This is a genomic window from Flavobacterium beibuense F44-8 (assembly GCF_000769915.1).
In the GTDB taxonomy this organism is placed as follows: Bacteria; Bacteroidota; Bacteroidia; order Flavobacteriales; family Flavobacteriaceae; genus Flavobacterium; species Flavobacterium beibuense.
This window is the reverse complement of record NZ_JRLV01000009.1, coordinates 75831-102697: the sequence shown is the minus strand read 5'-3', so window position 1 is coordinate 102697 and position 26867 is coordinate 75831. Positions and strand designations below refer to the sequence as shown.

Here is a 26867-nt window from a genome sequence, read left to right as displayed (position 1 = left end):
AAATGGTTATTACTTATTGATTACTGATCTGTTTTTGTTTTTCATCACGGAGCAATACCTGATAGCCCGCTTTCAGGGTTACTTTTATCAGTTTTACTTTTTTACTGAACAGTGATTTAGCCGTTTCTATACCGGCACCTGCGGCCTGTGCCTGCCAGGAAGGGTCAAGAGAGGTCAATCCGATGTTTTGCATGGAGCGGTCAGCCGATTGTTTGGCGACATCCCGGGTAATGGCGCCGGGAATGTAAACCCCGTCCAATCCATCCATATCGTACACGGAGAGTTCTACCGGGAAAAGGGAATTACCGCTTCTAATGCTGTTGATCTTGATATGCAGCCTTTCCCCGCTAAGGGAAGCAATTCCAAACACAAAGTTGTCTTTGGGAATATGCACCCCATTAATGAATACATCATTGACCAGGCGAAGCTTTACGGTAGACCCGTTCACTACGGTCTGTGATTCGTGAATAACCGCTTGTATGGCATTTTCTGGTTGTTCAGCAATTTGGTCATCGTCCAGGGAATAAAATCCATTTGCCGTAGGAGTAACAAAGCGTCCGGTATGCATCAGCGAAATACTATCATCTTTCTGTGCAGTGGATACTTTGTACAATTGTTCCCTGCGATCCTCCGATAGTTGTTTTAGTTTCTCCTGAACCCGCTCGGGATGCTGTACATCAAGAATCTTTTCCAGCATACTGTTGAGTTGTTCCAGTTCCGGGTCAGGTGCTTCCGGCTGGGTCATGGTGTGCATCATTTCTTCCAGCCTGTCCACATCACTGGAACTCACCGATGTATTACCATAATTGGTTTTTGTTTCCTGTTTCGGGGAATCTTCAGGAAGCTGGGTTCGTTCCACCGGTTTGTTCAATTCCCTGTTTAAAGCTTCCAGCTTTTTATAAATTTTATCCGTATTCGGATCGTTGCCCTGACCGCTTCCGTAGAGGGAAGTTTTCAGTCCACCGGAAGATAGTTGACCGGGTTTTACTTCCTGTTGGGGTAATACATCATCCATATCTGAAATCACACTGTTTTTATAGTTCGGATCATTTTTACGGAGTTCCCTGAATTTTGCCGAATCCTGTTCTGCCCGGTTGTAATAGCTCATCTTATCCATTTGCTTGTCATCGGTCAGTTTTGCTTCCGGCAGGTGAAGGTTAAACCCGTTCTGTGGAGTTTCTTGTGCCTGTAGTTCCTGTACCTGTCCGCCTCCCAATACCCAAAATATCAGAGTGGTGAAAGGAAGTACGAGCAGCGGCAATACCAATAGGAACTTGCGTTGTCTTTTCATTTTTGGTGTTATTACCTGTTTTTCCATAGTTATTGATTTTTAAAGTTTTGATATTCTTTTTCGATATAGCGAACCGAATCCATCAGTCCCGGACGGGTTGCTATAATACTGTCATAGATATTTCTGCCCGATGGACTTCGGGCAAGGCTATCCATATACAACCGGAACTTTTGGATGCGCCTGTAATCCTGTTTGGATACCGGAGGGAGCGGTGATGCTATAGCTCCGGATTCCGTAAGATGCCGGGGACGTTTGATCGAGGTTACTGTAAAGGCATTGCCCTTACTTTTTCCCGTGATGGCGTGTACCCCAAGGTAGATACAGTATCCACTGGTGAGGCTTATAAAAACGACCAGTGCTATGGTTACTGCCCGCTTGGAAATACTCTTTGTCTTATTCGACATCCATTTTGCCCATGCTTTTTGCAGCCATTTGTATAAGGCAAGTAATCCCAGGATTAACAGTCCGTTTTTAGGAGCCTCCTTTTTCTGTTTTGTATTTCGTTTCATTTGTACAAAGTTTTATAAGCCACTCAATTGACTTTGTTTGTATTAATTTTGAATAAATGTCCATTATGGGCTTAATACCGTCTGGCGGTCGTTTTCAAATCCTTGTTGGCGATGGTTGCCCAGCGTTCTATCAGAAAACCATGCGGATTATTATCACTTCGGGATACATTACGCAACGCCCCTTCGGTAATCAGGCTTCGGGTAGTGATACTGGTCGGACGGATTATGCGCTGGGTAGCGTAGCACCGGAATTTATAGGGGTATTCATTGATGTCCACCGCCACGCTATCCACATGGATGGTCTGGTTAACATTTCCGGAAATAAGCCCGGCATAATATCCGTTCTCCTTCAGGTCATCATAAATCCGTTTGGCACTGCCATCCGCCAGGTATAAAGCTTTAGTGATATTCGTTTCAATTGCTTTATCATCCGGGTCAAGGGTAAAGAACAATTGGTGGAAGGTTTTCACATGATCCCGTGCTTCCACTGGGATATTGTCCTTACGTCCGGCGGAATAGGCTTCCAGTGCCTTGCCATTGGCAAGAATGTAAATCCTGTCCTGCATTTCGGATACCAGACTGAAACTCTTATATAGGGCAAAGCAGGATAATAGCACTGAGCCTGCAATAATGAGCATGGTAAATCCCCGGATATGCCGAAAAGCCGTATCGATATTTTTCATTTTTTTAAACATGATTTCTCCTTTTTGGGGTTAAGAATTACCTTTGAGTTTGTCATTCATATAGCCGGAGCCACCGCCATCCGAATTGCCATCCTTGAAATAAGGATTGGTTGTACCATTGCTGGCCATACTCTGGGAAATACGACTTGCAGCATTACCCATTGCATCCGCCGCCATGCTGGCTCCGCCTGTAGCTGCTCCCATAACCGCTCTGGAGGAACTGCTGAAGATACTGGTGACTTTCTGTCCCAAAGCACCACCACCTCCTGCATGGACAATGTAATTGGCTACCGAAGGCACGGTAAAGTATCCCACAATGCCAATAATCATAAAGACCAGATACGCCATATCCGTCCGGCTGAAAAAAGTATCCCCGTAATCCTGTACCTGGGCAATGTCCATTTCCAGCATTTTCTCCTGGATTTTTCCGATAATGCTCCCGAAAATATTGGCTACCGGAAGCCAGAGAAAAATATTGATATAGCGGGCAATCCAAACCGTCAGGGTATGCTGGAACCCGTCAAAGACGGCAATCCCAAATACCAGCGGCCCCAATATGGCAAGTACCACCAATTGAAAGGTTCGTAGCGTATCGATACATAAGGCTGCGGCTTCAAAGAGTACCCGCAGTACTTCACTCATCCATTCCTTGACCGAATTGCGGAAATTGTAAGAGGCTTTGGACATGGCAAACTTGATGTCGTTGCCAATCCCTTCAAAAAAGCCTTCATCGGAAGGACTGGCATTATCATGGGTGTATTTATACCACCTGTCCCGGTCACCGTCACCGCTTTCACCTACATACATCTGCCATACATCCGTTTTTTTGATAGCTTCTTCCTTCTTTTCCAAAAGCACCGCAATTACCCTGTCGGAGCCTTCCACCATCGAAGCGGTAGCGGTCACCGTGGGTTTCATGATCCCGTTGATCAATCCCAGAACGGAAGGGAATATCAGCACACAAAACCCGATGACAAATGGGCGAAAAAGAGGGTAAAAGTCGATAGGTTCCGCTCTTGACAAATGTCCCCAGACCCTGGAAGCGATATACCACATGGCGGCAAATCCCGCCAGTGCCTGTCCCACGCCGATAAGCTGACTGCACAGTGGCATCATTTCATCATAAAGTTGTTCCAATACGCTATGCAAGCCGTTCATCTCACCGGCAATTCCCTGTGCACTACCCATAAAAGGCAATAGCAATCCTATAACCGCCAGCCAGGCGGTTTTTCTATATGTTGCCATAATTTTTGATTTTTAGTTGTTTATACTATATATATTGCGAATGGTGCGGGCATCATTTCTTTCTTTTGCCCTTTGCACCGCAAGAATGGTCGTATTATTATTAAAGTGTCTGAGGAACATTAGTTTGTCCTGCATATCGGCATAGATCCGGTCAATGGCCTGTAAACGTTCATCATCACTCATACGGGCTTTACCTGCCGTAATGATGACCAGTAATTCATCGAGATTTCGCAGGCTTTCATCAAAGAGGTTATCATACACCCGTCCGAGATACGCCAGTTCCTGCGGATTGAAATTCCCGTCACTTTGAAATCGGTCATACGCATTCCGGTATTCCCTGACCAGTATCACCTGATAATTCACAATATCGCCCACACGTTTGTAGTTGCGAACGGTGGGACTTACTTCCATCAGCCCGTCCAGAAAAGCTTTGTGTAGGCTAAAGTTCCCTTCCGATATATCCTTGATGGTATTGTAACCCCCTTCCAATATCTGATAGCCTTTTTTCATATCGCTCAATATCTGTTTGAACTGGGTCAGTTTTTCTACATTGAGCAAGAGCTGTTGTATCTCTGCGGATTGCGCTGATGCCCTAAACGAGCAGAAGAGCCCGCAGATCACAAGTCCTATAAGTATTCCTGTTTTTTTCATGGGTTTTCGTTTTGAAGGTTCCTGAGTGTTTTGCCGTATTGTACTTCATGGAATTCCCTGATCCGAACGGCTGCCATGACCTTGGCTTCATTGCCGAAACTTTGGGAGAAGGTGTAATTGTCCTGCATCCGCAAGTAAAGTTTGTCGATGCGATTCATACGCTCATTATCTTCCATTTGCAACTCGGCATCCGTAGTTATTGCAATAAGTTCATCCAGTACCTGTTCACAATCCTCCAAGAGCCGGGTAAAAACCCGCCCGATATAGCTGAGTTCTGCTTCGGTAAAAGCATCGCTATTGTCAAGCTGTCCGTAGGTTTTCCCGTAATGCTCTACAATGCGTATTTGAAGGGCAATGATGTCTGCGACCTTTGCATAATGTTTGATTTCAGGGTTGACTGTACTTAAGGATTTTATAAAATCACTGTGCAGGTCGAATTCCCCTTTGGTAAACCCTCCGATGGTGGTCAAACCTTCTTTGGCAATACGGTAGCCTTTTTGAGCATATCCGATATATACCTGTAAAGCGGCAATCTGCTGAAGCAGGTATTTCTTCTGTGTCTTTTTCTGGCGGAACCACTCTGAAAAAGTCTGTGCCTGAACGGTTCCTGCTGCCAGAAACAGCATGAGTCCTATTAAAATTATCTTTCTCATAGTTCGTGTTATTGAGGAAGTCCATATAATTTTTTCACGGTTTGTACTTCAATTGAAGTCTTTGCCCTGGAAAGGCTCAGCAATACATTTTGCTGATTAAAGCGCATCAGGTCATCATAATTGGCATCAACCTGATCGGCGGCATTGTTGATGATCTCCAGGCGTTTGGCATCACTCATGGTGGTGGTAAAGGATTGAACGATCAGGGTAATCTGGTCAATATTGTTTAGGCTCTCTTCCAGGATACCGGAGTACACCTCTGACATATATTCAATTTCATCCGAGGTAAAGTGTTCATCCTGCTGAATGAGCTGCCAGGCATGTTGGTATTCATTGACCAGCCGAACCTGTTTTTGGGTGATATCCCGGATGCGCTGGTAATAGGAAATAATAGCCTTTACCTTAGCCAGCTCTTCATAATATTCCCGGTATTGCTCTTTTTGTTTTTCCGTCCACTCGGAAATCTCATCCAGTTTGAGCTTGGAAAGCGTATTTTCTAATGTCTTCTGGGCGTTCTGTAACCAGATAGTCTTGTTCTGTAAACGCTGGATTTTTAAATCCACGGCTTTGATTACTTTTTTAATGCCTGCCTTGATGATTTCTACGATCGGTATCTGCATAGCATTCGCCTGTTGTACCGGTAGCACCGTAAAAGAGATACAAAGGGCAAGCAGTAACATTCTTGCATATTTTTTCATGGTTCATCATTTTTTAAGTTTTAGATCTTCAGCCATTGCAGCAATGCCCTTACGGATGTCTCCACCAAATTTTGCCACATATTCCATCAGTTTTACCTTTTCAGTCTGTTCGGTGGTGTACGCCAGGTATTCTTCCAGGCTCACTTCGGTGCGGTACACCTTGCTGAGCATTCCACCCAGGCTGATAAAGACCTCTTTGTATTTTCGGGCAGGGTCATTGGCTTTATTGACCGATAACACAAGGGCTTTTTCTTTTTCCGTTAACCCTAAGAGTTCCTGTATTTGGTCAAATTTGTTTTGGTACTTGCTTTGGTCGAGCAGTATCTTGCAATCGCTGTTATTGATGATTGCCTGCTTGACCACGGGGGAAGAAATAATATCTTCTACTTCCTGGGTCACCACGATAGCTTCGCCAAAGAATTTCCGTACCGTTTTAAAGAGGTATTTGATGTATTCCGCAAAACCTTCTTTCATCAGGGCTTTCCAGGCTTCTTCAATTAAGATCATCTTTCGGATGCCTTTCATTTTGCGCATCTTGTTGATAAAGACTTCCATGATAATGATGGTCACTACCGGGAAGAGGATGGGATGATCTTTGATATTGTCCAGTTCAAATACGATAAAGCGTTCCTGTAAGAGGTTCAGGTTTTCCGTAGCATTGAGCAGGTAATCGAATTCACCGCCCTGGTAATACGGGCGGAGTACATATAGGAAATTATCCATATCAAAATCCCGGTCTTTTACCCGATCTTGTTGAAGTACAGATATATACTCATCTCGCAGGAATTCATAAAAACTATTGAAACAAGGAAACACCGATGGATTTTTTTCAAGATGCCGGTAGTATCCTGTAATGGCATTGGAAAGTGCCACATACTCACTGCGTTTAAAGGCTTCATCATCCTTTTTCCAAAGGGCGAGCAGCAGTGTTTTGATACTTTCTTTCTTTTCCGTGTCCAGGTTGTCACCCTCCCCGATAAAGAAGGGGTTGAAACGGATTGGGTTTTCTTCACTGTAGGTGAAATAGTAGCCGTTGACCATATCACACAAGCCTTTATAGCTATGTCCCACATCCACCAGTACAATATGGGTTCCCTGCTCGTAATAGCTGCGTACCATATGATTGGTAAAAAAGGATTTTCCGCTCCCTGAGGGGCCTAGTATAAACTTGTTACGGTTGGTACAAATCCCCATGTTCATGGGTTCATCACTAATGTCCACATGTACAGGTTTGCCCGTCATCCGATCTCCCAGACGAATCCCGACAGGACTTAAGGAAGTACGGTAACCCGTTTCCAGATTGAGAAAACAAGTAGCTTGCTCGGCAAAGGTGTCGAAGGTATCATTCATGGGAAAGTCAGCAGCATTGCCCGGAATACCCGCCCAGAAAATCTGGGGAGCTCCGATGGTTTCCTGTTTGGCTACCGCATCCATTTGCGCCAGTGCAGAGGATACTTTGTTTTTCAGGTCTTTGAGTTCTTCCTTATCTTCCGTCCAAACCAGTACATTAAAATGGGCTTTTACCGGAAGGCGTTGCTGACTGATAGCTTCATTTAAAAAATCATTGGTCGCATCACGGGCAATCATATTTTCCCGGCTGTAAGCGGACAGGGATTGCAACCGTAGCCTTTTGGATTCCAGTTTAGTGATCGTTTTCTGGGCATCCTCAAGAAAGAGATACTGATTGTAAATATGATTACAGGGCAGTAGTTGACCCAGCGTAGAGGCAAAGCCGATACTGAATTTGGTTTTGTCCGTACTGTACTTATCGTAATTGATACGACTGCCACAAAGTGCAGGCAGGTCAGCAGCATCCCCCAGGGTGTAAAGTTGACAATGCTTTGAACCTACCTGTAAGCCTTCCTGGAAGTTGATGTCTCCCATGAGATACTGGTCATTGTGCTCCGACAGGTAGCAGTACTTTTCAATGATACCCATTGTCCGTTTGCCACTCCAAAGTTCCTTTTCCCGTAATCGGGTCAGTTTCACAAAGCCACTATCTTCCATGATACGTTGAAACTGACCGGCAGCGTCCAGAAAATCCTGTAACAAAGAGGGTTTCAATGTTTCTTCCGGGACGATGCTTCTGCGCAGCAGGCTGGAATAGGCAGAAGTTGCCGTTTTGCGGTTATCCGGTTTTTTGGTCAGTAGGATATAACAGCTATGATCCAGAAAGGGGCGTTCATTAAAAAACCGCTCACTTGCCCGGCTTAAAAAACTGGTATCGGCTTTGGTAAAATCGGGTTGATGCCCGGTTTGCAAAAACCAGTCCTGTTTATGCAGTACACTGAATTTGGGCAATACCTTAATGGCTTTTACCCAGGCCTGATGAAAAGCTTCATATTCCTGATCGGAAAGGGTAAAGATCTCCGGCAGGTCTGCTTTAAACACGACGGTGACATCGCCTTGTTTGCTCAGGATGCTGTCGTGTTCCACATCCATAATCGGTAATAGATTATCCAACATTTTTTCCATTCTTATAGTATTTACCGGATTATTACTTATTTTTTTATCGTTTTAAAAATGCCCTGCGGCTTCTGGAGCGGAGCGCTTTGGGAACCTGTTTTCGTGCCAGGGTTTTCATAAGTCCGTATTCCCCGTATTGATTGCTCATTCGGTAGATCTTCATCACCAGCAGGGTGCCTAAGCCGAGAATGACACCGATACATACCAGTGTGGGCAGCCCGATGATATACATGATGGCAAATACGATGAGCAATCCTACCACACCGCCACCCAAATACCAGATATATTGGGCTTTTAATCCCTTAAATTCGATACTGCGGTTAATTCCTTTATTGACCTGATACACACTATTTGCCATACGTTTCTTTTTTAATGTTACAATCGCATCCTGCTACGGGGACGCTCCGATGCCGAAGCAGCTACTACAGACTCTTTGACGGCATGCCCGTTTGTTTGATGTTCCCCGAGTTTGATGACCGGGGTTTGTTCTTCATCCGGTTCATTGGGTTGGTGTTGCTTTAACTGGTTTTCCTGAATCTTAATGGCGATCTGCCGTTCCAGATTGGCGAGTTCTGTTTTCAGTTCCCGCAGCTCGTGCTCCTTGGTAAAAGGTTTGGAGGTGAGTTTTTCAATCTTGGGAAGTTCGGTTTTCAGATCGAAAAGGTTCCGTTCATACCGCTCTTTAAGATGCTCCACCCGGTCAATGGCATTTAAAAAATGCCGTGCTGCCAGTTTCGGATTATCCGTATTGGGCAAACCGTTATTGTAGGTATATTTAATCCCCTCACTTTCCCTTTGTGCATAGAAGCTATTGGAATACCGGTATTCGAACAATCCGTTTTCTTCGTAGGCTTCCTGTTGCCTGCGGATGTATAGCTGAAAACCGTACAGGTTACCAATTTTTTCTTCGTGCTGCCCGGCTTTTGGCTTCCAGTTTTGATACAACTGGATAATGTGTTTGCCTATAGCTTCACTGTCCCGACCAGTTTTCCCGTCCAATTGAATGGGGTTAGCTTTAGTACCTTCTTTGGTCATCTGGAGACGGTCTTTATACACGGCTACATCGGCAGAAAGCTTTCCGAGTGTTTTTTCCGTGGAAGCATGATCGTTTTGCAGTTTTTCCAACTGGTATTTATGACGGGTGAGTTCCCTAAAATGGGAATGTTTCAGGCTTTCCATTACCGCCACTTTCTTTTCCAGTTTGCTTTTTTCCAAAAGGGAGGTATCCCCGGAAAGGATGGCGATGTATTCGGAGAAGTTCATACCGCTTTTTTCATCTACAGCCCCTTCATCAATGGTACGGACATTGAGTTCACTGTTTTTCATTTGGGAAATAAAGGTCTGTTTGTTTTTAAGCAAGTTGAATTTGTAGTTGTCCAGCGATTGCTCCACGGCATAGACAAAATTCTGTACCTGATTGCCGTAATGCTCTTTGGCAATACGGTTACCCTGTCTCGCCCCACGGCCATTGCGCTGTTCCAGTTCCGAAGGTTTCCAGGGAATATCCAGGTGGTGCATCGCTACCACACGCTCCTGTACATTCAAACCGGTACCCGCTTTTTCCGTACTTCCAAGCAGGATGCGGATTTCACCCCGGTTCATTTTACGGAAGAGTTCCGGTTTCTTGCGATCCGTCCAGTCGTGGATAAAAGTGACTTCCGAGACAGGGATATGGAAATCCCTCACCAGTTTTTCCTTCAGGGTATCATAAATATTAAACCGATCCGGTTTGGGTGTCCCTATATCCGAAAAAACAATCTGCGTCCCTTTATGAGGTTGGGTGTGGTGATAAATTTCAGCAATCTTTCTTGCGGCGGTATTCACCTTGTTATCCGGGTGGTCTCCGTATTTCCAGTCATCTACCAATCGCATATCCGCTGCCATTTTCTTGGCGTAATTGGTTGCTATAAGCATACGCCCTTTATCTTCTTCCGGGGTCAGCCTGCCACGCCCGATCAGTTCTCCATTACCGGTCTTGGCAAATTGCATTAGGTTTTTTATAAAGACCGATTGCTGCGGTGTAGGCGGAATATTGACCAGGGTTTCACTCAGTTCCGGTTTATCCAGGTTGATGTGCCTGGCGGTTTTGTAATCGGTAATCTCGTTATAGAACAAAGCCAGTTCAGGAACTTTGATAAAATGGCGGAAGCGTTCTTTGGCAATGATCTCATTGGTGACACTAAACTCAAAGTCCGTGGTTTTACGGGCAAATACCGCTGCCCAGCCGTCAAAATTTTCAATACGCTGACGTTCCATTTCTTTAGGTCGCAGGTATTTAAAAAGAAGGTACATTTCCGTCAGGCTGTTGGAAATCGGTGTGCCTGATAAGAAGGTCACACAGAGATCGGAATTGAAGCGTTCCTGCAAGGTGCGCACGGCAAAAAGCATGTTGAGTGCCTTTTGGCTCCCCGCCATATTCCCCAGTCCGGCCACTCGGTTATGACGTGTGGTAAAGGTCAGGTTTTTGAATTTATGGGATTCGTCCACAAACAAATGGTCAACACCCATTTCCTTAAAGTTGATGCCCGTATCTTTCTTTTCTTCAATGTCTTTGAGTACCGTTTTTAATTTTCCTTCGAGGTTGTTTTTTCGTATTTCCAGTCCTTTGAGCATCTTTTTGGAAATCGCCCCGCCCAACTCCCTGACAGTATTCAGGTCACGCTGGATATGATCCAGTTCCGTCTGGAAGATCTGTTGCTGCATTTCCGGAGACTGTGGTATTTTACCGAACTGGTCATGGGTCAGGATGATACAATCCCAGTTGTTGTTTTTGATTTCGTGGAATAAGCGCAGCCTTTTAGCTGGGGTGAAATCATTTTGCCCCGGGGACAATATCCTGGCATGGGGATAGGCTTTGCGATAGGTTTCCGCAATTTGATTGATATTAGCTTTCAGGGCAAGGATCATCGGTTTTTGGACAATACCGAGACGTTTCATTTCCTGAGCGGAAACAATCATGGTAAGGGTTTTGCCCAACCCCACTTCGTGATCGATCAGTGCGCCCCTGTTTTGGATGATGCGCCAGGCGGCATTTTTCTGACTGCTGTACAAATCTTCAATACCCAAAGCCTTTTTATCGAGTCCCGGGAAATTCAGGTGACTGCCGTCGAATTCCCGCAGTACATAACAATTGAAAGTGTCATTGTACAGGTTTTCGATATGCTTTTTATCGGTATCCGGCAATTCCTTGAGCCAGTCTATAAAACCGTTGCGTATCTGGTCGATTTTTTGATGTGCCAGTTGAATGGCTTCATTATCGGGAACCCGTATGCTTTTGCCATCCCCAACGGATACCTCATAGGTAAAAAACGGTGTTGTATTTTCCAAAGCATGTTCGAGCAAGGTATAACCGTAAGTAGTCCGTCCGCTTTTCGGAGTAACCGCAAATTCCCGGGCTACTTTGGTGTTCATCCCGGTGGTTACCTTAAAGGCATCCAGGGAAGGAAAATAATTGATATCCGTATGTTGCTCGAAGAGTTCCGCTGCAAAACGTTCGTAATAGCTTACGGGAATCCAGCGTTCCCCCAGATTAAAATCCAATAGTTCGAAAGGGATGCGTTCGGGTTGAACTTTTTCCAAAGCGGTTAGGCTTCGCTCTGCTTGTGGGATATCATTTTCAGTAGCCGTTTGTTGTTTTGCCTGTCGCAATTTTTCCACTACGTTACCGCTCAGGAACTGATCTGCGGTCTCCCAATCTTTGCTAACCGGGTTCAAGTAAATATGTTCGCCCAAACGGGCAATCGTTTCCGGTTCTTCCAATCCCATGGCTGCACCAATAAACCCAATATCCACCTTTCCGGTATCGTTCAGGCTGTGTGCCAGGGCTTCAATCGGGTCATCGGTGACAAAACGTTTTACGGATACCTGAGCAGTGCTGGTCAGCATATCGGACTTGACAAAATGTTCACCTTCCCTGCGTTCCAAAGAGGATAACATGGTCAAACCGAAAGCGGTATCTTCCAATATGCGTCTACGGTTACCTTGGCTGTTTAACTGCCCATATTGGGAAATAAATTGATCATAACGCTGGTTCAACTCATCCCGTTCGGTTTGGGGAACCGGAGTTCTTGTAGTTTCTTTTTCGGAGATTTTTAGGTACTCATCCCGAAGGGTTATATAGTGTTCATAGAAACGCTTATCGGTTTGCATACCCAGGGGTTGGAACACCGCATTTTTAAAATCATTATCAATTTCGGAAAGTGTACCCACTTGTCCCTGATAGACGATCAGCGTACCTTCTTTATGAAAGGGTTGTATATCGGTAAAGGGACGTGCTGCCTGCCCGTTTAATTGAAATATTCCTTCTAAGGTTTGGTCGCCTTCATAGGTAAATGTATGGGCAAATCCTTGTAACTCCCCGGACAGGTTTTGCAGTTCATGCCCCAATAAGCGTGCATCCATCCAGTTGGCAGAGAAATAATCAATCTCCTTGACGTTGGAATACAGTTTATATAGGTAGCGATTGGATTTTTGTTGTTTGGCCGCTAGTAGCACGATACTCTCGTGTGTAGGCTTATCAGTAGTACGAATGGTACTGATTATCCGTACGCTTTCTTTTCGAACAACGGTGGCATCCAAAGGGTTGATATAGGCTATGGCACGGTTAATTTGTTCTGCCGGAGCGGTATCAAAAAGCCCTAACTGTACCGAAACGGTTTCTGCTTTATTCTCAGGCATCGGAAGATAGGTGAGCTTCCCGCCATCAAATTCCTGTTTTTCTTTTGGTAAGGATTGACTTTGGAAATAACGCTCCCGATTTAAGCGGGCATTAAAACCTTCGGTAATCGTCTGTCCAAGTTTTTTACGAATGTCATTGAGGTCGCCTTGTTGCCATATGGTTTCGTGTGCCTGCCCGTATTGATTTTTACCCGGTTGGAGGATATTGCCCGTAATGATGTCCCGGTGCTGTTGGATATAGCTATTGATATGATAAGTTCCGTATTTATTCTCTAATGATACGGTAGTCACCAGTAAGGCTTCTTCTTCGGATAGGGTCTTCTTTGTTGCATTCTTTTGAACAATCAGCAGGTGGTTGGGAGCTTCGGTATTTCCGGTATCCTTCATCAGGTTATCAGGCATAACGGATAGGCTTATAAAATCCGATTTGCCAAATAGGTATTCCCTTGCTTTTTGATTGGATGGGCTATTTAGGAAAGCATCGGTGGTAATATAAGCCATGAGACCGCCATCAGCCAGTTTGTCCAAGCCTTTGGCAAAAAAGTAATTGTGTATTTTTCCGGATAGTGCTTTATCGGGATAAACCTCATCATATACCGAAAAATTACCGAACGGAATATTGCTGACCATTAGGTCATAGCTGGAATTTTCGGTTACCGGAGTTTCTTCAAAACCGGTGATATGTGTTTCTGCCGGAACAGGCAGTGTACCGTTGATAGTAGAGAGTACCAGTCCGGAAAGGGTATCTTTCTCGACGGCGGTAATCTGTTCCAATTCAGGAAAAGCCTTTACAGCTTCACTGATAAAAACACCGGAACCTGCCGAAGGTTCGTACAAGCGTTTAGGTTGCAGGTTTTGGGCTGTTAGGACAGTATATAAAGTTTCGGGAACTACCTGTGGGGTATAAAAGGCGGTCAGCACACTATTACGCAAAGAAGAAATGATATTCCTATATTGAGTTTCGCTGTAATTTTCCTTTAGCAGCTCATGAAGCTCCATAATACCTGCATGGTGTTTCAGGTCTTCTTTGGTAGCCCCATTAGCTGACCATTCTTCCTGTGTGCCATAAGGGTATAGGATAGCCTTGATACCTCCAAAACCTGAGAATTTTTTCAGGTTGGAAACTTCATCCGGACTTAGTTCCTTTCCGTCTTGATAGCTCAGGGCGATCCGGATCGCCCTGATATTGTCCTGTAGTTTTTCTGAAATATTGTAAGCCATATCCACACATTTTTCATTCGCACAATTCCTTTATGGCTGTAAAGCCGTCACCTTTTCCTGATGACGGTTTTTTTCGTATTGGTAGTTAATTCAGGTACTCTTGTACCTGTCCGATGACAGTGTGCCGTAGCTGCCTGTCCTCTTCATTTGCTGCATTGAATCCATATCCGTTAAAAATGTCCTTGCAGTAAGCAATCAGGTTGACGACTTCATAGGTGAGCGTCCCGCTTTCCCGTAACCGCTCATAGTCGGCAGTAAATTCTTCCTCAAGTATGGAAAGGAGGTAGTGGTAACGGGAAGGTTTTAGTTCTTCAGTCATCTGCTCCAGGCATAATTCTTCCACAATATAGCCGGGTCGGTTTTCAGAAAGTAACTGTTCCGCCAAAGGCATAATGTCCTTTACTTTTGAATCCAGATAGTTGGTCACCGAATAGTCTTCCTGCAAATTGAACATCAATTCAGGATTGTTGTGGACGATAAACGCCCACAACTTTTCTTTTAATTTTGTCTGCATACTTCAGGGATTTTAGATACCGAAGAACGACTGGATCACGGTAGCCACAACCACCAGGAAAATACAACTACCAAACCAGGCGGCGGCCACTTTGCCGGTATCTTGATCGCCATTGTTCCATTTCTGATACACCTTGACCGCCCCGATTAAGCCAAGGATAGCTCCCACGGCATACATCAGGTTGGTGCCTGCGGCAAAGTAGCTGCGTACTTTGGTGTTGGCTTCATTGATCCCCTCAATACCATCCTGTGCATAAGCACTGTATTGAATGGCTAATAATACCATAGCGGCACAAATGGTGATCACCTTTTTACGGTTAAACTTTGTTGTTTTCTTGCTGCACATTTTCATAACTCACATGTATTAAAGTTTAAAATCAAAAGCTTTTTTTGAAATAAAAAGCGGAACGGTTTCGCCGTTACTGACCCATCCATTCTGTCACACATCGCCTTACGCCCGGGGTTGAACAGGGAAACACGTTCCGCCGGGATTGCTACCTTTCATCACTCCACAACGCATCCACTTCATCTTCATTAAAGGCACCAATCCCTTGTTTCTCGCACTCCGATACAATCAGTTCGTTGACCGAAGGACGGAGTACGGATGTTTTTACGGAGGGAAATTCTTTAAGGACAAGGCGTAGGTACTGCCTAAATTCTTCCTTGACAAGTTGTTTGCCGAGCGCATCAGCAATCATGGCTTTCACTTTTTCGATCAGGTGTTCTACTTCTGCGAATTCATCATCGCTATCTTCATCTGTAGTTACCGAAATATCTTCTGAAACTTCAGTTTGCAAGGGTTCACTTTGCGGAAAACCAGATGTCTTTAAGGTAAGTTTTCGTTTTCCTGCCAACAGGGCTTTAAGGTCACCGGAAAAATACCGTACCCCAACAAACAAATAATAAATAGCTAGTAGTATGGAGACCGCCAACAGGTAGTCTGTCCATGAAATCTGGGTAAACATACGCCTCTCATTTTATCGTTCTACAATTCAACTCGGCATTTAATGTCGGGTCGTTTACATTAATCTCGATAGCAAAGAAACGAAGGCAGGCAGGGTGCTACAAGTCCAACTTTTGCTTGGAACCTTTTTGTAACCATTGGAACCTTAATGAAATAGATGTCTTTCGGGAAGAGATTATTCAAAAAAAAGAGAACATTCTTTAAAAGTTCTCTTTTGTAACTATGATATTGAAAAATGATTTTTATGGCTTCATCAATTTCCACTTTCCGTCAATGAAAAGTAGTGTACCGGAGCGGGTTATTGGTTTGGAAAGATCACGTTTCATCAAGACAGAAAATGGGGTAATATTGGTACAGGTTACTGTATAAGTTACCGGAATAGATGTTTTTCCAATGTATTCAGAACTATTTCCGAGTTTGATATCGCTTATGGTTTCTTCTGCAATCTTTACTTTTTGAATGTCCAGCCTCTTTTCCTTTTCTGTAGGTTTAATCAGATACGGTTGGGCTACTTTGGTAAAAGATATCATAGGTGAACCGATATCTTTTAGTTTCTGTGTTTTCTGAATCGTTACCATTCTTTTCTCATCAAGTTTTAAATCCAGCAACTTTTTAGCATGAGCAGGATCACTACAAAAGATTTCATAATCAATAGTACGTGGAAAGTTTAGATCATCATTGATTATTTTTAAGACGGTCTCTTTATCAGGTTTTTGATTTGTTTGACATCCAATAATAGGGATGACAATGAATATGAGAAATAGCTTTTTCATGGTATTGTGAATTTAATATTCTTGGATTTTTTTAATAATTCGTTCCAGGGTTTCAATGGCTATTTGTTTGTCTCGTTCTTCTGCTACATACGATTTGCTGCGCATGCCATCGTAGGACAGGTCTTCTTTATAAGGGGTTGATAAATGGGGTACTATAGTTTTAAATACCTGGCTCATTGACTTTGCAACCAATATTCGTAGCTCATCGGAAGCACGAAGGATAAGTCCTATCTGGTCAGTAGAAAGCATACAAAGAACTTTCTGCTTCTCCTTTGCGGTTGATTGCTTTTCTACTGGGTTTTCCTTTTTACTTTGCAGCGGGACAACTGATAGATGTAATTTCTTTTCTAGGTAAAGAATCTCTTGTGTAAACCAATTTCCCAAAATTGTTTCCAGATCATGATAGTTAGGGTTCAGTACTAAACCTGGCTTGCGATGTAATTGGTTGAAAGCTTTGTAATAGTATAGCAATCTATCCATTTTCTCAATAGAATTATCACAGCTATTAATACATTGAGAAATACGTTCAGTAAGTAAATTAATGTAGCCTTTACTGTTGAAATTTAAATAGATTAGTAGCTCATCAATAGGAGAAAAAGCTTTATTATTTACTGAATTCCAATCTATTTCTTCCAACCCCCGTACCAGATCTTTTTTGTAAAAAATATCTCTAAAAGCTATTTTATATCTCAAGTTGGTGTCTGTAAAACGATATAATCGCTTTAATACAATATCCATAACAGGATTTGTAATTCTTTTATGTTTTGATTTTAATCTATCCAATTTTTTCCTGAGCTCTTTACGTGTTACCGAAAGATAGGTTTCTGGGACCTCTTCTTCAGGGCTTAGATAATTGGCAAAGTGGGTTTCTATGAAAGAAAGAAGTTCGTCAATATTTACAAGTAAGTTTTTATAGGTATTCTTTAAAATTAATTTCCTTGGGATTGCCGCTTTTTGATTTTCTAGAGTTTGATTTAATAATATGATAAAGGAAGAGTGGTATTGTTTGATAAGCAGTTTTATTTCATTTTCCTTGTTTGTGGAAAAGACCTGGCTTTTTATGAGTAGTTGTAAACGAAGATTTTCTTCAGAAATTCGAAGGATAATATTATTTAACTGCACATCGGTAATTGCCCCTATATCTGTTTTGGAGGGGTTGAGCGTGACTGTAATAAGTAGATCGAGCCATTCAAGTGGATATGATTTGTTTGCATTTTTCAAGATAATTCATTTGCGGACTCTATTCTTACAGTTAATTATATATTCTTCCTTTTTATAATATTCAGGTTGTTTTATAGGATTATAAATTGATTCTATCCATAGGATTGCCGGGAAATGATATCACTAAAAAACGTAGGTATTCTGAGTGTCTATTACAAATTTTATGAGATTGTTTTTTTTCAATTTTAATCCCTTCATTTTGTTTTACAACAATTTCTTTTTTGTTGAGTAGAAATGTTGCAACGCCTTCAAGAATATAAAAGAATTGCACAGTTTCATTATGATAATGTGTTTGTTCTTCCGTATTTAGTGGCATTTTTTCTTCTTTGATGATGACTTGGTCTGATTGTATTAATGTCCAGGCATCACAATGATTTCCCCATGTGTAGTGAGGGGTATTTTCTGTATTTGTAATCATAATTTTCAGAGGTTATAAGTCATCTGTATAATGTCTTTTGCTTTTCTCCTGTGAAAATTTTCGATTGTTGTAATCCCCTGATTTATTTCTGGCTATGGATAATGTATTCCACGCTTCGTTTTTCAGCATTTTGGCAATGAAAACCATTTGCCCAATATGATATGGGTAGTGAGCTAATTGTCTATTAATGGCCTCTACTACGGTATGGCCATCATTTCGTATATAAACAATTTTCTCTAAGTCTTTTTCTGATAATTGTTCAAGCGTAGTTAAGAGACATTCCCATCCTTTATTCCAATAGTTCATCATTTCTGTTTTGTTCAAAAATGAATTCGTAAATTCAGAATCCCTATTACGCCAGCCCTTTTCTCCATCTGTGGTTAGAAAATCGGTAAATCTTGATAACATATTTCCAGCAATATGATTTACTAGAATGGCGATGCTATTGCTTTCTTCATTGTATTGCCAAAACAATTGTTCTTCAGTTAGTTGTTCCATCGCTTTTTCTCCTAACATTTTATAATAGAGAAACTGTTTTTTAATGCTTTCCAAATAACTATTCATCTCTTTTGGTTTTGATTATATTTTTTAATTCTTTAACGGAGCAAATACCTACACCTATCCCTTTCAATTCATCGATACCTTTGGGGTAAATTCCGGAGATAGTCTCAGGAACAATACTAATATGGTAATCTCTTTCACTAGCTTCATATATGGTAGCTCTGGGGCAATTGGGGAAATTGCAGCCTGCAATCAACAACGAATTGATTTGATGACTGGTAAGCCAATCATCTAATTGTGTGCTATAGAAAGCTCCCCAGCGAGGTTTATAGACTATAAAGTCATAAGGGGCTATTGGTATAATCTGACCGTTTAGCAGCGATATATCTGAATAATTTTCTGCATTTTCGGGTAATAATTCCGTAACTATTTTAGCTCCATTACTACCCGGGGAAACGATTTTTTTACCATCTTGAAACAAGCTCTTTCTGCATAGCTCAGCATTACTGCCATCCTCTTTATAAAGTCTAATGACGTGGATGACCGGAAGTTGGCAGTTACGAAATACAGATGCCAGTTTGGCAATATTTTCCGTAACGTCTTCGGTTCCCTGTATATATGATGCACCATCTTTTTTTGCAAAATCCTTTTGCATGTCAATGATGATCAAGGCACTCCTATTCCAATTCATTTTTGTGTATTCCATTTTCTTACTGGATTTTATAATGTGCTCTTACTTTACTTACTTTTCCTTCATTATTCAATTCCATATATTCTGCCGAAAAGGAGTTATTTACACTTCGGTAAAACAAAACGATTGAATGAGATCCTTTGAGTTCGTGATATAATTCAAAGTGCAGGTCGGGGTATTTTTGCAGGGCTTTTGAAAAATAATCCTTTAAATCACTTTTATTGGAAATTTTACCTTCTGCGTTTATTCCCATTTTCTGGATAATAGGAGATACAAAATCAATTTTTTCGCTGTAATGCTCCATTATTTTATTCAAATCGTGACTGTTCCACGCCATGAGCCACTCCTGTGCAAAATCTGTATTCATATCCGTTTATTTTAATCGACTGTTTTGAATAATTTCTTCTGAACTCAATCCAAACATTGGCGGTGTCTTTACATCCAACAGGTTCAGATAAATATAAAGCTGTGCTCTGTGATGAATTTCGTGTTCGGTCATTGCACGAAGCCACTTCCATACCGTAATAGGTGTATTGGCTGGTGTCAGGCATTTTCGTTGCAAATCATCATTGCTAAGCTTTTTTAAAATGGCTAATGTTTCCTCGTGTTTCTCATTAAAATACCCGATTATCTCATTGTATCCATCTGCTAATTCTTTACCACAACCGCTATAGCTACATGGCTTTCCTAAAATGGTTTCGGCAAACATATATCTTTCTATTGCTGCAATATGACGTATTTGGTCGGCTATGGTAAACTTTCCGGGTCTATACGCCCAATCCATGTATTCTGGTGGAATAACAGCTATCAATCGGTTCGTCCGTTCCCTGATTTTTCCGTAATAGTCCAGAAAGGTGTTGATATTGGTTATTTCCATAATTCGTTCAGTCTATTTGTTTGTCAGGCGCTTTTTTAGATAACTGCATTAAGGTTACTAATGAAGTTGCCGCTAGTGTTTCCTCGCCTTTATTCGTAATACTAAATACATCCGAACGTACCACAGTAAGTACTTTTCCGTTTTTTACCACCTGCGCTTTAGCCACCAATTGTTCTCCAAAAGCAGGATTTAGATAATTCACTTTTAATTCAACCGTAGTAAAGTAACTGTCTTCCGGTTTTGCCGAAGCTCCTGCATAACCAGAGGAAACATCTACTAAAGTAGCAATGGTACTGCCGTTGAACATTCCTGCGGGGCGAGCCATAAATTCTTGTTTAGCAACGGTAATTTCAAAATAGCCCTCGCCAATTCCGGTTATTTCTGCTCCAAATAATTCCATCATTTTGGAACGGTTAAAACTTTCCTGTAATTGCTTTTTTCGTTCGTTACTGATTGTTTTCATAGAACCAATTATTTAAAAATTCATTCATAAGTGTGTTGCACGTACTTGTGTTTTGTGCCCCTGTATGGATTTCTGCTTCAGATTGTACATAAGGAAGCGGTTCTATGTCTTCTTTTCCATTTTCAAGCATTTGCAATAAGCTGGTTTGTGTTACTTCCAAATGAAATTGAAGTCCTATTACATTTTTATTGTAGTAAAAAGCCTGATGCGCATTAGCTTCTGAATACAATAGGTCTAAACTTCCGTTATCAGGAATATCGAACCGGTCTCCGTGCCAGTGAAAGACGATGGGTTTATTGCTGAACAGCTTATAAAACCAAGGTAGCTTTTTACTTTCTTCGGTAGGAAAAACCGGAAACCAACCTATCTCTTTATGAGTGGCAGGAGATACTTTTGCACCTAAACAATCCGCAATGAGTTGTGCACCCAAACAAATTCCCAATACTTTTTTGCCTGCGGCTATACAGGATTTGATAAACAATTTTTCTGCCTTTAACCATTGATATACCGATTCTTCGTAAATACCCATTGGGCCTCCCAGTACAATCAAGGCATCTATCTCTGAAATATCAGGTAGTAGAAACCCGGGATCATAAAATTTTGTGGAGGATATTTTGTGTCCTTTGTCATCCAACCAGATTTTAATAGCTCCTAAACCTTCAAAGGGTACGTGTTGTAAATAATGGACATTCATAGGTATGCTTTATTTTCATTCCAATAATAACTGTCAGGGTACATACGCTGCCCGAAGACTGCTGTGCCCACCCTGACTATTGTAGCCCCTTCTTTTATGGCTGTTTCTAAATCTGCACTCATTCCCATTGACAATTCCTTCATTACGACGTTGGGGATATTTAAAGCAATAATTTCCTGCTGTATGTTTTTCAGTAAGCGGAAACATTGACGGACTTTTTCCGTTTCGGCACTAAATAATCCTATGGTCATTAATCCTTTTATTTTTAGTCTATCGAATTTTGCTACTTGTTGCACCAAGTCAATAGCTTTGCTTGGATGTACACCGAATTTACTTTCTTCATTAGAAGTGTTTACTTGTATAAAAACCTCTATTTCCTTGTTCTCAAATTCCAATCGCTGTTGTAATTTCTCTGCTAAGTCCAACCGGTCAAGGGATTGAATGCAAGAGACCTCATGTTTTAAAATTTCTTTGATCTTATTGGTCTGTAAATGTCCGATAAAATGACTGATGTGCGGGGTGCCTTTTAAGGCATCGTATTTAGCTTTTAATTCCTGCACCTTATTTTCGGCAATCAATGTTTGTCCTGAATTTAAAGCTGCTTTAATACGCTCTGGCGAAACGGTTTTGGTGGCCAATAGTAATTTTACCTCATTGCAATCACGATTGCTTTCGGTACAGGCGTTTTGTATTCGCTGTTGAATAGTTTGCAGGTTATGTATTATTTCACTGTTCATATTGCATTGCTTTTTCCTGTTGCTCTAACTCATCCAGCAACATAGATTTTATAAGTGTGTAGGTATAATCTTTAGCTTCAGCAAATGATAGACTATAATCCCTTTTAATAGTTTGTATATTTTCAGGAAATACAGCCAGCAATTTGTTGTAATAGCTGTCTAATAATTCCTTGTTAGGCAAGCTGTATTTAATCCTAATCTGAAATCTCCTTATCAGTGCTGTGTCAATCATTTCCTTATGATTCGTGGCGCAAATCAACAAGGCATTTTCAGGGAAATAATCCATTAATTGGATAATGGTATTTACTAATCTTCTCATTTCCCCTACATCCTTCTCATCGTTTCCCCTTGCTTTGCCTACCTGGTCAAATTCATCTAAAAACAACACCGACTTTTCCCTGCCTGCTTTATCAAAAATCTGTTTGAGGTTTTTTGATGTTTCCCCTATTCGAGAACAGACAATATTGCTCAAATTGAGTATAAGGATGTTTTTACCCAAACTACTTGCAATAGCTTTTGCAGTCATTGTTTTACCACATCCTGAACTGCCGTGAAGCAAAATTTTATTATTAACAGGCAGCCCGTATTTTGATAGTTCGTTAATGTGTTTGTGTTCCCTAATGAGTTGCTTTATTTGATCTTGATTTTCACAGTCAAGTAAGACCTCATCAAGGAGAACCTTTTCTTTATCATTTATAAGCAGATCATATACATTCATAAATTTATTGCTATTCTAAATATTCATTTTTCGAAAATGAATATTGGTTGTATTTTCTAAAGTTTTAATCCCTAATTGAGGGTTTCTCTTTTCGAGGCCTGCCCCAAAATTTTAAAAAGGCGGTTCGATTCATAAATTGTGGAATCGCCCCAAGGTTATTGATTTGAGGTCGGAAATGGATTTGAACCATTGTAAAGGATATTGCGTATCCTTGCCTAACCACTCAGCCATCCGACCTTTTATGTTATTTCAACAGCTATTTGCTGTATAAATTATTTCTTTTTATCTCCATAAGTCTTTCCGGGTTTTCAGGAGATTGGAAACCGAATTTGCTATATAGTGCGTGTGCATCGAGTGTAGCCAATAATATCCTTCTCATTCCTTTTACGTTGTCTAAACTCATTATATATTCCATCAGTTTTTTGGAGAGTCCTTCTCCTCGGTGCTGTTCCAGAATATACACATCTGCCAAATAAGCAAATGTGGTATAATCCGTAATCAGTCTGGCAAAGCCTATTTGTTTGTCGGCTAGAAACACTCCGATACAAAAAGAGTGCTGCAATGCTTTTTCAACCTGTTCCTTAGAAATCCCTTTTGCCCAATAGCTCTCCATGCATAGAAATTGGTGAATAGCCTGGATATCCATATTGTTATACCCTGTTTTTATGCTGTAGTTTTTCTTCAATTCCATCCCATTTTTTCTTTTGTATTTACAATGTGCGCCAAATGATGTTTGCAGTGCCAACTGTATTTGTCCATTGCCTGAGCTATAGTCTGGTTTTTTTGGAGTTCAGGATGAAAAAAAGATTTTTGCCAATCTTTTTCTTCCAGATTTTCCAAAAGAGCAACCCAGCGCTCATGAATCCCTTCGAGAATTTTTAGAGAAGGTTCAATGTCTGTTAGTTTGGCATCAAACAGGTCTGCCCAAGGCTTTTCTGCAAAAGGTTTAATACTTGGATTTTCTTCGGTCAACGCAAATTTGATACGTGCAAAACAATTTATATTACTGTCTGCCAGATGATGAATAACCTGCCTGACTGTCCAACCATTTTCCCGGTACGGGGTGTCCAATTGAAGCTGCGTGAGCGACTGTGCTTCTTCTTTGATACGGAAAGGCAATGATGCAATAGTAGCAATCCATTGTTGTTGCATCTGCTGATGCAATTCCAGGTTTTCTTTATATCGGCCTATTGGATATTGATCTTTTTCATTCATACGATGCTTATTTTAGATAAAGTGATTCCACGAGTGGGTGTCTTTAGTTCTTCCTTTTCGGATGTTCTCCAAAGCTGTTTTCAGTTGAAACATCATAGCATCGTCCCCTATATAAGGGGAATAGTCTTTGTCTTGTATCTGAATGCTATATACAGGGGAAATGACTGCTGCAGTACCCACACCAAAAAGTTCCACTCGATTTCCGGCATTAAACGCATCTTCCAGCTCTTGATAGCTAATAGCCCGTTCTTCCACCTTCATTCCTTTATCCCTGGCAATCTGGATAATGGAATTTCGGGTTACCCCATCCAGGATAGAAGTGCTTAAACGTGGAGTGATGAGTGTATCCTTGAGCATTACCATCATATTCATAGTTCCGGCTTCTTCCAAAAACTGATGTGTTTTGGCATCTGTCCAGATAATTTGATCGAAACCCTGTTCCTTTGCCTGTTGTGTAGGGTAAAAGGCAGCTCCGTAGTTTCCGCCACATTTTACGTAGCCCACACCGCCTTCTGCTGCCCGAACGTATTCGGTTTCAACTTTTACCCTTACCGGTTTGGGGTAGTACAGCCCCATCGGGGTACAGGTAATACAAAACGTATAGTTGTCAGCCACTTTAACCCCCAAACGGGACTCCGTAGCAAAAACAAACGGGCGGATATATAGACTTACTTCTTTATCCTGTGGAATCCAATGCTGTTCAAGCCTTACTAATTCTTCCAAAGCATTGATGAAAAGCTCTTTTTCTATGGGCGGTATGCACATACGCTCCAAAGAACGATTGAAACGTTGGTGATGCTTTTCGGGGCGAAAAATATGTACTTGACCGTTATCTTGACGAAAAGCTTTCATTCCTTCAAAAACGGTTTGCCCATAGTGAAGACAAAGCGCAAAAGGACTTAATGAAAAATGTTGTGTGGGTACAATTCTATGAGACCTCCAGTTTCCATGATCATATTCGCTCAGGAATAGGTGATCGGTAGGCTGTGTCCCAAAATTAAAATCATCATAATTGAATGCTGATTGTTTACTCTGATCATTTTTGTGAATGTCTATTGCCATTGTTTCCATAGCTTACTATTTTATGTTTAATTCCATTTTAGTGTCTGCTCTTTTATAAATGCCCTGTTCTATGGGTATTTGTTGAAACCCAAATTTTTTATAAATGCTTAAAGCAGGTTTTAAAGCAGATTGAGTATAGAGCACTAATTTTTTTACTTCTAGTTCTTTTGCTTTTTCCAGGGCTGATTTACATAGTTTTGTACCTGCCCCAAGTCCGTGAAAAGCCTCGTCCACAGCCATTTTGGTAAGTTCCATAGTAGCATTGTCTATTTTTTTTAGTGCCACTGCACCTATTACCGTTTGATTATGAAGCGCAAATAAAATTTCTCCCCCATCTTTTAAAATAGCTTTTTCAGGATGAGTTAGGACATAGTTGTCAATAGCTTCCAATACAAAATGTTTTTCAATCCAAGCTTTGTTGAATTTTTCAAAGTAAGGTTGCCATTCAGGACGGTAAGGTGCTATGTGTATGTTTGTCATAATTTTATTTCAAATAAGCTGACTTCAATATTGTTGTAATGGGCAGGAAGATTACTTTTAGGGGGCAATTGTTTTTTCCCGATTAACCGGAACCCTAAGTTTTGGTAATAGGTTATCAATTTCTTATTACTGGCCCAGGTATCAATTCTTATAAATTTCTTTTTGCTTTTAAAGGCTTCAATCATAGCCCATTCTACAACTCTTTTAGCTATATTTTTCCCTCTGTAATTGTTGAGAATTGCCATTCGATGTAGATAGATGGCTTCCTTTCCTTTATCATCATTCCAAATGATGGGGTCGACATTCATTACGGAAAAAACGCCTGCAATTTCATCTTCGTCAGTCACTACCTTAAAATGTCTTTTCTCTTCAATCTCTTGTTTTATGAAAGATGGGCTGAATGGATACCAACTGTAACCGGTTTGTTGATGTTGATATGCAATTGCTTCTGTGTATATTTTTTCAACACTGGAAATATCTGTTATGATGGTTTGTTCTATTCTCATTGTATTGCCATTTTTCGATATCCCCTGTTAATACAATACACACCGGAAAGTGTAGCGGTTAAAGCTAATAGCGTTATATCCGTAAGGGGTTCATTCAGGAAAAAATACCCTAGCATAATGGCTATAAAAGGATTGATGTATGCGTATAAAGAGGAGACACCAATGGGTAAATGTTTCAGGGCATATACAAAACTGGAGTAAGCGATAATAGAGCCAAATACGATAAGGTATGCCAATGCCCATATACTTTTGCCTGAAATTACTTTTAGCTCTGTGTAGTCGTCTAAAAAGAGACTAAAAAGCACTAATGTAATCCCTCCCATGAGCAGTTGTAAGGCTGCATTTTGGAAAACATTTTTATGATTTAAAATTTTGAACTTACTGAAGACACTTCCCGAAGCCCATGCCAGGCAGGCTCCAAATGCAATAAGCATTCCTAGAAAATATTCCGGATTGGCAATATCTTTTAGATTATCGCTGAAAATGAGTATGATTCCCAAACAACCCAATATCAATCCAAATAAGATCAAAATGTGCGGTCTTCTTCTATCAAAACCAAATAGATAGCTGATTACTACCACAAATACAGGAATAAGTGATAATATCAATGCGGCCAGTCCACTGGTAATGTAACGTTCGCACCAACCAATTACGCCATTGCCTAAAGTGACCATTAAAATACCGGTAATGGATTGATTAATTAAATCCGATCTTCTAAGCTGAAGTTTTCCAATGATTTTTAATGCGACCAGCATGATGCCTCCTGCCATGATTTGCCGAATAGCAGAAAATAGAAAGGGAGGAAAAGTGGCTACGCCTATTCGGATTGCAAAGTAGGTAGAGCCCCATACTAAGCATACGATAATAAGAGATAAATATGCTAATAGATTTTTATTCATAGCAAGTAGGTAATTTTTATAACAAAATAAAGCAGAAAAAA

At 41.2% G+C, this 26867-nt stretch carries 30 protein-coding genes; all 30 read right to left on the bottom strand.

The annotated features are described in order from the left end of the window. Positions 1-13: 13 nt before the first annotated feature. The gene (gene traM, locus Q763_RS09570) at positions 14-1318 is read right to left on the bottom strand and encodes a conjugative transposon protein TraM (protein WP_035133608.1); all 1305 of its coding nucleotides are present in this window, start codon (positions 1316-1318) and stop codon (positions 14-16) included. A gap of 2 nt (positions 1319-1320) precedes the next feature. Next, entirely contained in the window at positions 1321-1800 is a 480-nt protein-coding gene (locus Q763_RS09565) for a hypothetical protein (RefSeq protein ID WP_035133607.1), read from the bottom strand. Positions 1801-1871: 71 nt separating this feature from the next. Continuing rightward, complete coding sequence (traK, locus tag Q763_RS09560) at positions 1872-2483, bottom strand: conjugative transposon protein TraK (protein ID WP_262493973.1); 612 nt, start codon at positions 2481-2483, stop codon at positions 1872-1874. Positions 2484-2513: 30 nt separating this feature from the next. Continuing rightward, positions 2514-3728, bottom strand: a complete 1215-nt coding sequence (traJ, locus tag Q763_RS09555) for a conjugative transposon protein TraJ (protein WP_052123358.1) — start codon at positions 3726-3728, stop codon at positions 2514-2516. A 12-nt stretch (positions 3729-3740) separates the two neighbouring features. Continuing rightward, positions 3741-4379: a tellurite resistance TerB family protein gene (locus Q763_RS09550; protein WP_035133603.1), complete on the bottom strand. Its 639-nt coding sequence runs from the start codon at positions 4377-4379 to the stop codon at positions 3741-3743. Further along, entirely contained in the window at positions 4376-5032 is a 657-nt protein-coding gene (locus Q763_RS09545; RefSeq protein WP_035133602.1) for a hypothetical protein, read from the bottom strand. Before Q763_RS09545 ends, Q763_RS09550 begins: the two co-directional genes overlap by 4 nt. An 8-nt stretch (positions 5033-5040) precedes the next feature. Further along, positions 5041-5730 (bottom strand): hypothetical protein, encoded by a 690-nt coding sequence (locus tag Q763_RS09540; protein WP_035133600.1) that lies wholly within the window; start codon positions 5728-5730, stop codon positions 5041-5043. A gap of 6 nt (positions 5731-5736) precedes the next feature. Then, the gene (locus Q763_RS09535) at positions 5737-8205 is read right to left on the bottom strand and encodes a TraG family conjugative transposon ATPase (RefSeq protein ID WP_035133598.1); all 2469 of its coding nucleotides are present in this window, start codon (positions 8203-8205) and stop codon (positions 5737-5739) included. A gap of 34 nt (positions 8206-8239) precedes the next feature. Beyond that, positions 8240-8554, bottom strand: coding sequence for a DUF4133 domain-containing protein (locus Q763_RS09530; protein ID WP_035133596.1), 315 nt, complete (start codon positions 8552-8554; stop codon positions 8240-8242). A gap of 17 nt (positions 8555-8571) precedes the next feature. Further along, positions 8572-14094 (bottom strand): helicase-related protein, encoded by a 5523-nt coding sequence (locus tag Q763_RS09525; RefSeq protein WP_035133793.1) that lies wholly within the window; start codon positions 14092-14094, stop codon positions 8572-8574. An 85-nt stretch (positions 14095-14179) separates the two neighbouring features. Beyond that, the gene (locus Q763_RS09520; protein ID WP_035133594.1) at positions 14180-14608 is read right to left on the bottom strand and encodes a DUF1896 family protein; all 429 of its coding nucleotides are present in this window, start codon (positions 14606-14608) and stop codon (positions 14180-14182) included. 12 nt (positions 14609-14620) lie between these two features. Then, the gene (locus tag Q763_RS09515) at positions 14621-14959 is read right to left on the bottom strand and encodes a DUF4134 domain-containing protein (protein WP_035133592.1); all 339 of its coding nucleotides are present in this window, start codon (positions 14957-14959) and stop codon (positions 14621-14623) included. 142 nt (positions 14960-15101) lie between these two features. After that, positions 15102-15572, bottom strand: coding sequence for a hypothetical protein (locus Q763_RS09510; RefSeq protein ID WP_035133590.1), 471 nt, complete (start codon positions 15570-15572; stop codon positions 15102-15104). 241 nt (positions 15573-15813) lie between these two features. After that, positions 15814-16344, bottom strand: a complete 531-nt coding sequence (locus Q763_RS09505; protein ID WP_035133588.1) for a hypothetical protein — start codon at positions 16342-16344, stop codon at positions 15814-15816. A gap of 12 nt (positions 16345-16356) precedes the next feature. After that, the gene (locus Q763_RS09500) at positions 16357-17565 is read right to left on the bottom strand and encodes a hypothetical protein (protein WP_035133586.1); all 1209 of its coding nucleotides are present in this window, start codon (positions 17563-17565) and stop codon (positions 16357-16359) included. 79 nt (positions 17566-17644) lie between these two features. After that, a complete protein-coding gene (locus tag Q763_RS09495; RefSeq protein ID WP_035133584.1) occupies positions 17645-17983 on the bottom strand; it encodes a cupin domain-containing protein in 339 nt (112 codons plus the stop codon). Positions 17984-17995: 12 nt separating this feature from the next. After that, complete coding sequence (locus Q763_RS09490) at positions 17996-18547, bottom strand: DUF1572 family protein (RefSeq protein WP_035133583.1); 552 nt, start codon at positions 18545-18547, stop codon at positions 17996-17998. Beyond that, on the bottom strand, positions 18540-19190 hold the full coding sequence (locus Q763_RS09485) for a cysteine hydrolase family protein (RefSeq protein WP_052123355.1): 651 nt from the start codon (positions 19188-19190) through the stop codon (positions 18540-18542). The genes Q763_RS09490 and Q763_RS09485 overlap by 8 nt, the downstream gene beginning before the upstream one ends. A gap of 4 nt (positions 19191-19194) precedes the next feature. After that, positions 19195-19542, bottom strand: a complete 348-nt coding sequence (locus Q763_RS09480) for a nuclear transport factor 2 family protein (RefSeq protein WP_035133581.1) — start codon at positions 19540-19542, stop codon at positions 19195-19197. 6 nt (positions 19543-19548) lie between these two features. Next, positions 19549-20052, bottom strand: a complete 504-nt coding sequence (locus tag Q763_RS09475; protein ID WP_035133579.1) for a DinB family protein — start codon at positions 20050-20052, stop codon at positions 19549-19551. Between the two features lie 7 nt (positions 20053-20059). Then, positions 20060-20515, bottom strand: coding sequence for a PaaI family thioesterase (locus Q763_RS09470; RefSeq protein ID WP_052123353.1), 456 nt, complete (start codon positions 20513-20515; stop codon positions 20060-20062). After that, complete coding sequence (locus tag Q763_RS09465; protein ID WP_035133577.1) at positions 20499-21209, bottom strand: type 1 glutamine amidotransferase; 711 nt, start codon at positions 21207-21209, stop codon at positions 20499-20501. Before Q763_RS09465 ends, Q763_RS09470 begins: the two co-directional genes overlap by 17 nt. Then, positions 21206-21946, bottom strand: a complete 741-nt coding sequence (locus Q763_RS09460; RefSeq protein WP_035133575.1) for a YggS family pyridoxal phosphate-dependent enzyme — start codon at positions 21944-21946, stop codon at positions 21206-21208. The genes Q763_RS09465 and Q763_RS09460 overlap by 4 nt, the downstream gene beginning before the upstream one ends. Beyond that, positions 21936-22664 (bottom strand): AAA family ATPase, encoded by a 729-nt coding sequence (locus Q763_RS09455; RefSeq protein ID WP_035133573.1) that lies wholly within the window; start codon positions 22662-22664, stop codon positions 21936-21938. The genes Q763_RS09460 and Q763_RS09455 overlap by 11 nt, the downstream gene beginning before the upstream one ends. A 256-nt stretch (positions 22665-22920) precedes the next feature. After that, positions 22921-23355, bottom strand: a complete 435-nt coding sequence (locus Q763_RS09450; RefSeq protein WP_035133571.1) for a GNAT family N-acetyltransferase — start codon at positions 23353-23355, stop codon at positions 22921-22923. After that, complete coding sequence (locus tag Q763_RS09445; RefSeq protein ID WP_035133570.1) at positions 23346-23879, bottom strand: YfiT family bacillithiol transferase; 534 nt, start codon at positions 23877-23879, stop codon at positions 23346-23348. Before Q763_RS09445 ends, Q763_RS09450 begins: the two co-directional genes overlap by 10 nt. A gap of 12 nt (positions 23880-23891) precedes the next feature. Beyond that, positions 23892-24941 carry a branched-chain amino acid aminotransferase gene (locus tag Q763_RS09440; protein ID WP_052123371.1) on the bottom strand — a complete coding sequence of 350 codons (1050 nt, stop codon included), beginning with the start codon at positions 24939-24941 and terminating at the stop codon, positions 23892-23894. Positions 24942-24956: 15 nt separating this feature from the next. Continuing rightward, positions 24957-25421 (bottom strand): GNAT family N-acetyltransferase, encoded by a 465-nt coding sequence (locus Q763_RS09435; RefSeq protein WP_035133565.1) that lies wholly within the window; start codon positions 25419-25421, stop codon positions 24957-24959. Then, a complete protein-coding gene (locus Q763_RS09430) occupies positions 25418-25927 on the bottom strand; it encodes a GNAT family N-acetyltransferase (RefSeq protein ID WP_052123350.1) in 510 nt (169 codons plus the stop codon). Before Q763_RS09430 ends, Q763_RS09435 begins: the two co-directional genes overlap by 4 nt. Next, positions 25924-26826: an EamA family transporter gene (locus Q763_RS09425; RefSeq protein ID WP_035133564.1), complete on the bottom strand. Its 903-nt coding sequence runs from the start codon at positions 26824-26826 to the stop codon at positions 25924-25926. Before Q763_RS09425 ends, Q763_RS09430 begins: the two co-directional genes overlap by 4 nt. Positions 26827-26867 lie beyond the last annotated feature (41 nt).